The 7,441-nt window shown below is 69.5% G+C and carries 12 protein-coding genes and 1 pseudogene; 8 read left to right on the top strand and 5 right to left on the bottom strand.

Translation table 11 applies throughout. From position 1 onward, the window contains the following. Positions 1-114: 114 nt before the first annotated feature. Positions 115-300 (bottom strand): DUF2795 domain-containing protein, encoded by a 186-nt coding sequence (locus tag ACLML9_RS26585; protein WP_411948083.1) that lies wholly within the window; start codon positions 298-300, stop codon positions 115-117. A gap of 379 nt (positions 301-679) precedes the next feature. On the opposite strand from ACLML9_RS26585, the gene ACLML9_RS26580 reads away from it, so the two are divergent. The 6 genes from ACLML9_RS26580 (at position 680) to ACLML9_RS26555 (ending at position 4,105) form a co-directional block, all read left to right on the top strand. Beyond that, positions 680-1,267: an STAS domain-containing protein gene (locus ACLML9_RS26580; RefSeq protein ID WP_411948082.1), complete on the top strand. Its 588-nt coding sequence runs from the start codon at positions 680-682 to the stop codon at positions 1,265-1,267. Next, a complete protein-coding gene (locus ACLML9_RS26575) occupies positions 1,210-1,674 on the top strand; it encodes a GAF domain-containing protein (protein WP_411948084.1) in 465 nt (154 codons plus the stop codon). The genes ACLML9_RS26580 and ACLML9_RS26575 overlap by 58 nt, the downstream gene beginning before the upstream one ends. 28 nt (positions 1,675-1,702) lie before the next feature. After that, on the top strand, positions 1,703-1,834 hold the full coding sequence (locus ACLML9_RS26570; protein WP_411948081.1) for an ANTAR domain-containing protein: 132 nt from the start codon (positions 1,703-1,705) through the stop codon (positions 1,832-1,834). Between the two features lie 138 nt (positions 1,835-1,972). After that, the gene (locus ACLML9_RS26565) at positions 1,973-2,116 is read left to right on the top strand and encodes a hypothetical protein (protein ID WP_411948080.1); all 144 of its coding nucleotides are present in this window, start codon (positions 1,973-1,975) and stop codon (positions 2,114-2,116) included. A gap of 62 nt (positions 2,117-2,178) precedes the next feature. Then, positions 2,179-2,526, top strand: coding sequence for a rhodanese-like domain-containing protein (locus ACLML9_RS26560; protein ID WP_411948079.1), 348 nt, complete (start codon positions 2,179-2,181; stop codon positions 2,524-2,526). 343 nt (positions 2,527-2,869) lie between these two features. After that, positions 2,870-4,105, top strand: a complete 1,236-nt coding sequence (locus ACLML9_RS26555; protein ID WP_411948078.1) for a hypothetical protein — start codon at positions 2,870-2,872, stop codon at positions 4,103-4,105. A gap of 46 nt (positions 4,106-4,151) precedes the next feature. Here the strand turns inward: ACLML9_RS26555 and ACLML9_RS26550 are convergent, their stop codons facing one another. Next, positions 4,152-4,970: a hypothetical protein gene (locus ACLML9_RS26550; protein WP_411948077.1), complete on the bottom strand. Its 819-nt coding sequence runs from the start codon at positions 4,968-4,970 to the stop codon at positions 4,152-4,154. A gap of 261 nt (positions 4,971-5,231) precedes the next feature. Between ACLML9_RS26550 and ACLML9_RS26545 the strand changes: the two genes are divergently transcribed. Then, positions 5,232-5,441: a hypothetical protein gene (locus tag ACLML9_RS26545; RefSeq protein ID WP_411948076.1), complete on the top strand. Its 210-nt coding sequence runs from the start codon at positions 5,232-5,234 to the stop codon at positions 5,439-5,441. Between the two features lie 11 nt (positions 5,442-5,452). On the opposite strand, the gene ACLML9_RS26540 is transcribed toward ACLML9_RS26545, so the two are convergent. The 3 genes and pseudogenes from ACLML9_RS26540 to ACLML9_RS26530 form a co-directional block, all read right to left on the bottom strand. After that, on the bottom strand, positions 5,453-5,959 hold the full coding sequence (locus ACLML9_RS26540; protein WP_411948075.1) for a flavin reductase family protein: 507 nt from the start codon (positions 5,957-5,959) through the stop codon (positions 5,453-5,455). 41 nt (positions 5,960-6,000) lie between these two features. Then, positions 6,001-6,108: pseudogene (locus tag ACLML9_RS26535) on the bottom strand (short-chain dehydrogenase); the annotation flags it as partial. 36 nt (positions 6,109-6,144) lie between these two features. Then, on the bottom strand, positions 6,145-7,020 hold the full coding sequence (locus ACLML9_RS26530; RefSeq protein ID WP_411948074.1) for an RNA polymerase sigma factor SigF: 876 nt from the start codon (positions 7,018-7,020) through the stop codon (positions 6,145-6,147). Between the two features lie 232 nt (positions 7,021-7,252). On the opposite strand from ACLML9_RS26530, the gene ACLML9_RS26525 reads away from it, so the two are divergent. Beyond that, entirely contained in the window at positions 7,253-7,408 is a 156-nt protein-coding gene (locus ACLML9_RS26525; RefSeq protein ID WP_156058531.1) for a hypothetical protein, read from the top strand. Positions 7,409-7,441: the final 33 nt, after the last annotated feature.

Here is a 7,441-nt window from a genome sequence, read left to right as displayed (position 1 = left end):
CCCGACCCTATTCCGTTCTGCTCACCGCCGCCCCAGGGGTTCCCGACGTGGGCGGCCGCGCGGGCCGGGGCCGCCCCGGGGGCGCGGCCCCGGCCCGGCTGCTGTCCGGTGTTCTCAGAAGATCGCCTGGCTGACCGCGTTCGGTCCGTCGAACGTCCGGTCCGGTAGACCGCCGAGGGCGTCGAGCACGTCCGCGTCGGCGCCGTTCTTCTTCGCCGTGGAGACGAGGCCGTCGCGGTCACAGGGATAGTCGACACCGGAAAGATACTTCTGCACCTGCACAGGACTGATCTGGCTCATTGTTTCCTCCCTCGCTCGAAATATGCTGTCGGCCCGGCGATTCCACATCACCGACCCGGTCACGAACTCTGCGCCGGGTCACGTTCGGTGGTGGTGACCCGACCGGTTTCCCGGTCGGTCGGCATCTCTGCCGTACCTCCTGAGCCGTTGTCGCCGGTGACGGCCGTTCGCCGCCACCCCGCCGCCTACCCGGGGCCGGCGCGGGCAAACACTCGGCGGCCGCGTGAACACGGCCGGCAGTATCGGTGCGCGCGGCTCGCCGCGGCCGCCGGCGGCACCGGGCGCGTAGGGTAGGGGTGAAGCGGGTTCACGTTCGCCTTGAGACTCCAGGGTCGGCCCGGCCACGATGCGTAGTGCATCTCGACTGATCCAGGTCCCCATGAAGCCATTCAGTTTCTCTGCTGTACCTCCTGCCCCCATTTCGCCGCTGCCGTCCCGATCACCCGGCGACCAGCTGACCTTCCGGACTCTCCGGCGCGGCGAAATCGTCGTCCTCGCCGTCCGCGGCGAAGCGGATGCCTTCACTCTCGCCCTGTGGCGGCAGAAGGTGCGCGAGGCGGTCTATACGGCGACCACCGGGTGTGGCGCGCTGATCGTCGATGCCACCAGGCTCGGTTTCCTGTCGTTGCGCACAGTGGAGGCGCTGGCGGTGGACGCGGAGCAATACCGCCGCGACGGTGTGGAGGTATGCCTTGTCACCGGTGACCCACGTATCGCGCGTTTCGCCGGCACCGACTCCCGCACCGCGAGCCTGCCCATCCGCTCCACCGTCGTCGCGGCGGTGACCATGCTGCGGCCGCGGCCGGAAACCGCGGCCATCGGGCCGGGCCGGTTTCGAGCCCCGCTCATCACCCGGGACGAGCCGGGAATCGACCGGCCCGCCTATTTCGCCGGCGAGATCGTCGCCGGATCCGCGGCCGGTATCCCGGACGCCGTGATCGGTTCGGCCATGCCACGCCGCCGCTGACTCGCCGGCTGTTCGTCCGGCAGCCCGGTCGGGGACCCGATGGTCTCCGGCCGGGCTATTTCTCACTCGTCGCAGAGGTCGATCGTGCCCAGATCGAGTTCGAGCAGGGCCCCTGTCTGGACGCACTGTACGAACGGCACACCGTGGCACTGCCCGATACCGCCGGCGAAGTGCGGTGGCCGCGATTCGCCGCGCGCGCCGCCGCACTCGGTATCGGCAGTATGCCGTCGTTTCAGCTCTACGTGCTCGGCGACGATCTCGGCGCCCTCAATCTGTACGCGCGCGTGCCCCGCGCCTTCGACGCCGATTCCGAACGGGTCGGACGGCTCCTCGCCGCCCACGCCGGCGTGGCGATGGCCACGGCACAGCAGGTTTCGCAGTTGAAGCACACCCCTCGACACCCGTGACCTGCTCGGTCAGGCCAAGGGCATTCTCATGGAGCGGTACAAGCTGACCGCCGAACAAGCCTTCGCCCTGCTGGTGCGGGTCAGCCAGCACAGCAATACCAAGCTCACCGAGATCGCTTCCTACCTCTGCCGCAGCGGCGAGTTGCCCCCCGGCCGGTAGTTCGGGCCGCGGGTGTGCGGCGTCGTCCGGACGCTACTGTGCACCGGCCCACAATCCTTCAGCCACCCTGAAGGAAGTGCTAGGCTTCAGCTCCTATGAAGGTGTCTCACCGCGTGCGCCGCCGCGGTCATCATCACGATGATCCACCCGAGGCAGCGCCAGGCCCTCGCGGCGCCCGACGACGGGCGGCGATTGCGCACTCTCGGCATGCTCAGCGGCGGCTACAACGTGCTGTGGCTCATTGTCGTGGTGCTCATGATCGTGCGCCCCGGCGCGGCCTGACCCGGCACGACCGGCGAGCACGTCACCGTGCCCACCACCCGACGATATGAGGACGAACTTCCGTGAGCATCCGTCATTACCTGCACCGCGCACCCTCCCTCTCCGCACGAGAGGCGATCGACGCCGTCCGCGCCGGAGCACTGATCGTGGATGTGCGCCGGCAGTTCGAATGGAATCGCACCCACATTCCCGGTGCGGTCCACCTACCGCTGGAACAGTTGACGACAGAATGCGAACAGTTGCCCGACGATCGGCTTCTGATCACCTTCTGCACCGGCGGTCTGCGGTCCTACGGCGCCGCGAATCTCCTCGTCGAATACGGCTTCGAGGCCAAGAACATGTCGGGCGGCCTGATCGAATGGCGTGCCGCCGGCGGCACGCTCGCGGCAGGTGGGCGACCGGGCCGGTGACGGCCGCCGGCTCCGGACACCGCAGGGTGTACGGCGTCGAGACCCCGGACACCGTGCCGTGACAACGCCGATTGTCAGCAATCGAACGGCCAACACTTTCGTACCGCGTACGGGCCGGACCCATTGATATCGGTTCCAGCGCATGTGGATGTGCGCCGCCGAGAATCTCGACTTCCGTGCGCCGACCTGCCAACGTTCCGCAAATACCGGCACTGCGCATTCTCTGTCAACGGTGGTTAAGTTCTCGTTGATCGTCTCCTCCCCAGCCCGGAAAGTGATCGAATGTTCTGTACCGGAGGAGAACAGTAATATCGTCCGGGCCCGCGCCCAGGAGGTTGTCACCGTGACCGAGACCAGCGGCGCCACGCTGCGTCCGTCCACACTGGACCGATTGGTCCAGCTCGACGAAAACGAGACACTGTCGGCCGAAGACGTGCGGTCCGCGGCGCGCAAGCTAGGTCTGGCCGAGGGGCAACTACACCAGTGGCTGACTTTCCACAGAGCGCGGCGCACCCCGCTCACGTCCCAGAAGGTACCCGAACCCGCCACGCGCATAATGGGTTACCGCGACGCCGAACCCCGGGACCGGGTCGCCGACGTCGTACTGACCACCGGTGACGACGCACTCCCCGGGATACCGGACAGCGATGTCACCACATTCCGTGCCGACGCCCACCGCGAGCTGACCGCGCCGGAATTCGACCGTCTCGACGCGGTCTACACCGAAGGTATCGAGGCGACCTGCCGCTGGCTCGCCGCGCGCACCGGCCGTCCGTGCGTACACCACCCGGGTGGCACCGCCGCGGCGATACCGTTCGGTGAACCCGGAAGCGCCGGATACTTCTGGGAGCGTTCGCTGTCGACTTCCCGGCCCGGGCTGCCCGAGGCGAACCACCCCAGCGACCGGCGCGAAATCCTCGGCCTGTACCGGTTTCTCGGCGAGCTCGTCTGCGGCAGCCCGGGTCGTGGGCACACCGTGGCCCGGCTGCGCGGGGCACAGGCGGGCTTCCTGCTGCACGGTATGCGGCTGAACCTGCCGCCCGACCTCAACTACTCGGTGGGCCCCGGATTGACCACCGTATGCCTCGAGGACGGCACCATCGGCCGGATCCGGGCACGCACCACGAACCCGGTCGACGCGGCGGCCCTCGCCACGGCGTTGTGTACCGGCGCCACCACGGTGGAACTCGGTTCGGTGCCGTGTACGGGGCTCACCCGCGACGGAGTCGTCTTCACCGGGCCGATCGGTTACGCACAACCCGCCGACCTGTACGTATGGGTTCTACCGGGTTCGGTGCGAGCACTGTTGCACGAGGCCCGCGCGTACCAGGAAGCCCGCCCGGAGCCCGTGTCGAAACTGTTCGCCGGCGGCATCGGCGGTGCCGGTCGCCGACTGCGCCAGACCGCCGCACGCTGTGCGGTGACGATGCCGGAACTCCATCACTGGCACCACAGCTGGATCCGCGGGGCCGGGTTACTGCGGGGAGCCGAATCGCCGGAGCCCGTGCACAACACCGATCTGTTGTTCGCGTTGCGGCTCGCGCCGAATCCCGCGCCGCCGCGAACTCGTTCGGTCTGATACCGCGGCGGGACCCTTCGAGTTCGTCGTCCGGGCGCACGGGGAGTCACCCGGACCACGGGCCTTCCGGCACCGGAAGGGAGCCGGCGGTGTGCGCGGGTACGGAAGGCACGGTGGGCCCTCCGCGCCCGGGCAGGACCGACGACAGCGCCCCGAGCACATCGGCCGTCTGGTCCGCGGGACCACCCCGGGTGTGCGCGGCCACCGTGTAACCCGGGCCGAACGACGCCGAGGCGACCTCCTGTGGCGGGACATCCGCCCAACCCCATTTGGTGCCCTGGACGCCGGGCAGCGCGGCCGTACCCCAGTTCTGTTCGGTGCCGTCGGCGGCGCGGGGTGCGGCGGTGGCCATCCAGGACAGGATCGGGGAGGCCGGATCGGTGCGCAGTTTGGCGTCGAGGAAATCGGCCACGTCGGCGGTACTGGTGGTGGAACTGCCCCAGTTCGCGCCCGGCCTGGTTTCCGCCAGCCCGTACTCCGCGGCGACCATCGCGATGGCCCCGGGATATTTCGCCGCCACCGCGTCGGCGGCCGCATCGTCGGAATACCGGATCATCCGCTCACCAAGGGCGAGGTCACCGGCCGAACCGTCACCGTGGCGCAGTGCGTAATCGGTGAGGTAGAGCTTGGCCAGCGACAGCGCGCTGCGCACCTGGTGTTCGTCGGCGGTGCCCCAGCTCAGGCCGGTGAGCGAACGGACCGAGATGGCCGTGCGCGGCGTGGGCTCGCCCGCGGCGGTGGGTGGGACCAGGTCGGGGACCGGCGCCGCCTGCGCGACAGGCGGTCCGAGAGCGCAACAGGTGGCGAGTGCGGCGAAGGCAAGGGCGCGGTAGTCCATGGCCTCTCCCGGCGTCGGTGCGGGCACGGCCGGCCCGCGTCATCGACCACGTTCCCCGGGGCACGGCGCACAAACTCCGGTCACGACTCAGCGCGGTAACAGTCGGTGAACGGTAGATCCGCCCCGGCACGGTGTCAGACCCGCCCGGCCGCCGTCACCGCCGGCGGGCCGGCCCGCGGGCGCCGTACGGCACCGCACAGGAGCGCCGCCACCACACACAACCCCGCGGCCACGCGAGGATCCACGCGATCGTGGAGCCGCGCGATCACCGCCCGTGTCCTGGTGGCGATGGGTGCAGAGGACAACATCTTCTGCAACTTCACGGTCAGCTGCCGCGACGCCGCGTCGATCGCGGCCAACGAGGCGCCTTACTACAGCGGCGCCGCAGATTTCGACGCACTGGTCGCCCCCGGGGTCGCCCACAACCTCACCCTGCACCCCAGCGCACCCGTGACCTTCGCGGCCATGAACCACTGGATCACCACGGGCGACCTCTGACGCGGCCGGGCTCACGCCGGATGACCGGGCCGCAGGCCGGCGACATCGTGGAGGCGCAGCACGGCCGGCGCGGAGGCCGGGGCCGCGGCGTCCTCGGGCGCCAGCACCAGGCCGACATGGTCACCGAAATCGTGCCGGGTGAGGATGCGACCGCAGAACCAGGCCACGGCATCGAGCAGGATCGGGACCCCGTGCGGGCCGGAGCGCCAGCGGCACCGGTCGAATTTGTCGATCTCGTCACCGGTCTGCGTGCCGAACAACACGGCGAGTTCCGCATCGTCCGTACCGACCAGGTGCACGGCGGCGAACTCCGCGCCCGGCGCCACCCGGAAGGTGTGATTGGTCTCGGACAGGCAGACCAGGAACCGGGCGGGGTCGATCCCGACCTGGGACGCGAATCCGACCAGGCACCCGGACCGTTCACCGCCCGCGGCCAGGGTGACGATGTACACGGGTGCGTCGGCGGCGGCCACCAGATCGTCGAAGGCGTCGGACTCGGAGTGTGTGTTCGCCGGCATATGCCGTGTATATCAGGACGGCCCCGGCGACAGGACCGCTGTCAGTAGTAGACCGGGCCGGGGACCACCGCGTCAGCGTCGCCGGTGATGGCGATACTGCGCGGGGACGCCAGGAAGGTCACCACATCGGCCACCTCGCGGGCATCGATCGCCAGGCCGCCCCCGAGCCCGAGCGGAACCCGGGATCAGGCGGCCGTGGTGATCGAATCGGCCTCGCCGGGCTCGGCCATCGCCTGCTCGCGCAGGGTCCGCAGCGTTTTGGCGAGGATCCGCGACACCTGCATCTGCGAGATATCGAGCCGTTCGGCGATCTGCACCTGGGTCATGTTCGCGAAATACCGCCAGACCAGGATCTGCCGTTCCCGCTGCGGCAGTTCCGCGATCAGCGGGCGCAGTGTCATCGCGTCCTCGAGCAGCCGGTAGCAGGGGTCCTCCCCGCCGAGCCGGGCCAGTACCGCCGGCGGCGAGACCTCGTCGTCCTGGTCGTCGGTGGGTGCGTCGAGGGAGCTGCTGGTGTGCGCGTTACCGGCGATGAGCGCCCGGGTGACGTCGGTGAGATCGGCGTCGAGTTCCGCGGCGATCTCCCGCGCGGTGGGCATCCGGCCCAGCCGCTGGTACAGCGTCTCGGTGGCCGGGCCGATCCGCAGATGCAGTTCCTTGGTGCCGCGCGGCACCCGCACGGCCCAGGTGTGATCGCGGAAGTGGCGGCGCACCTCGCCCATGATGGTCGGGATGGCGAAGGACAGGAACGAGCTGCCCCGCGACCCGTCGAAGCGGTCCACCGCCTGGACCAGGCCGAGCCGTGCGATCTGGAGTAGATCGTCGAACGCTTCACCGCGGCCGGAGAAACGGCGCGCGATATGTTCGGCCAGCGGCAGGCAGCGGTGCACGATCTGCTCGCGTAGCGCCCGCCGGCGCGAATCGTCGGGTGCGAGCGCCGCCAGTTCGGCGAACAGCGGTTCGATGTTGTCGTAGCTGTCCCCGGGGCCGGGCACATGGGCGGTACGTGACGCACGATCTCCGGCGTGCTGGTCGGTCGTGGCTTCGGTTGTTTCGTTCACCGGATGCTCCTCGGGCTTTCCCAAACCTCGTTGGACCAGGGATACCCCCACGACGCGGTGATCGAAACGTGATCTGAAAATCACGCGAGTGCGAATCGGCCGGCGCCTGTGGCGGGCCGGGGCCGGGAGTGGTGTTTCGGACGGCCGAAAACGGTCATGCGCACCATGACGGACGCCGTCGCCGGCAGACAGTCATGCGGCGCGATCGCCCAGGCGAGAGAACGGAGGACCGATGACCATTCAGGACACCATCGCTCAGCTGCACCAGGACATCACCACGGCCGAGGACGCGGGTGACGAAGCCACCGCGGCGCGATTGCGCCGGGAACTGGAAACCGCACTGCGTACCGCCGAGGACCCGGACACCGGGCAACAGGGCGCGCAATAGCGTGCCGGACCGCTGGCGGGGACACCCGGTGCG

It is taken from the genome of Nocardia sp. NPDC002869, from assembly GCF_046764065.1.
GTDB lineage: Bacteria > Actinomycetota > Actinomycetes > Mycobacteriales > Mycobacteriaceae > Nocardia > Nocardia rhamnosiphila.
Note: the sequence above shows the minus strand (reverse complement) of the source record. Positions and strands in the feature narration are given on the sequence as shown.

What these genes read in the sequence shown, in the direction of transcription:
- ACLML9_RS26585 (WP_411948083.1), bottom strand. Translation starts at nt 300, where the DNA reads ATGAGCCAGATCAGTCCTGTGCAGGTGCAGAAGTATCTTTCCGGTGTC.
- ACLML9_RS26580 (WP_411948082.1), top strand. Translation starts at nt 680, where the DNA reads ATGAAGCCATTCAGTTTCTCTGCTGTACCTCCTGCCCCCATTTCGCCG.
- ACLML9_RS26570 (WP_411948081.1), top strand. Translation starts at nt 1,703, where the DNA reads ATGGAGCGGTACAAGCTGACCGCCGAACAAGCCTTCGCCCTGCTGGTG.
- ACLML9_RS26565 (WP_411948080.1), top strand. Translation starts at nt 1,973, where the DNA reads ATGATCCACCCGAGGCAGCGCCAGGCCCTCGCGGCGCCCGACGACGGG.
- ACLML9_RS26545 (WP_411948076.1), top strand. Translation starts at nt 5,232, where the DNA reads ATGGGTGCAGAGGACAACATCTTCTGCAACTTCACGGTCAGCTGCCGC.
- ACLML9_RS26540 (WP_411948075.1), bottom strand. Translation starts at nt 5,959, where the DNA reads ATGCCGGCGAACACACACTCCGAGTCCGACGCCTTCGACGATCTGGTG.
- ACLML9_RS26525 (WP_156058531.1), top strand. Translation starts at nt 7,253, where the DNA reads ATGACCATTCAGGACACCATCGCTCAGCTGCACCAGGACATCACCACG.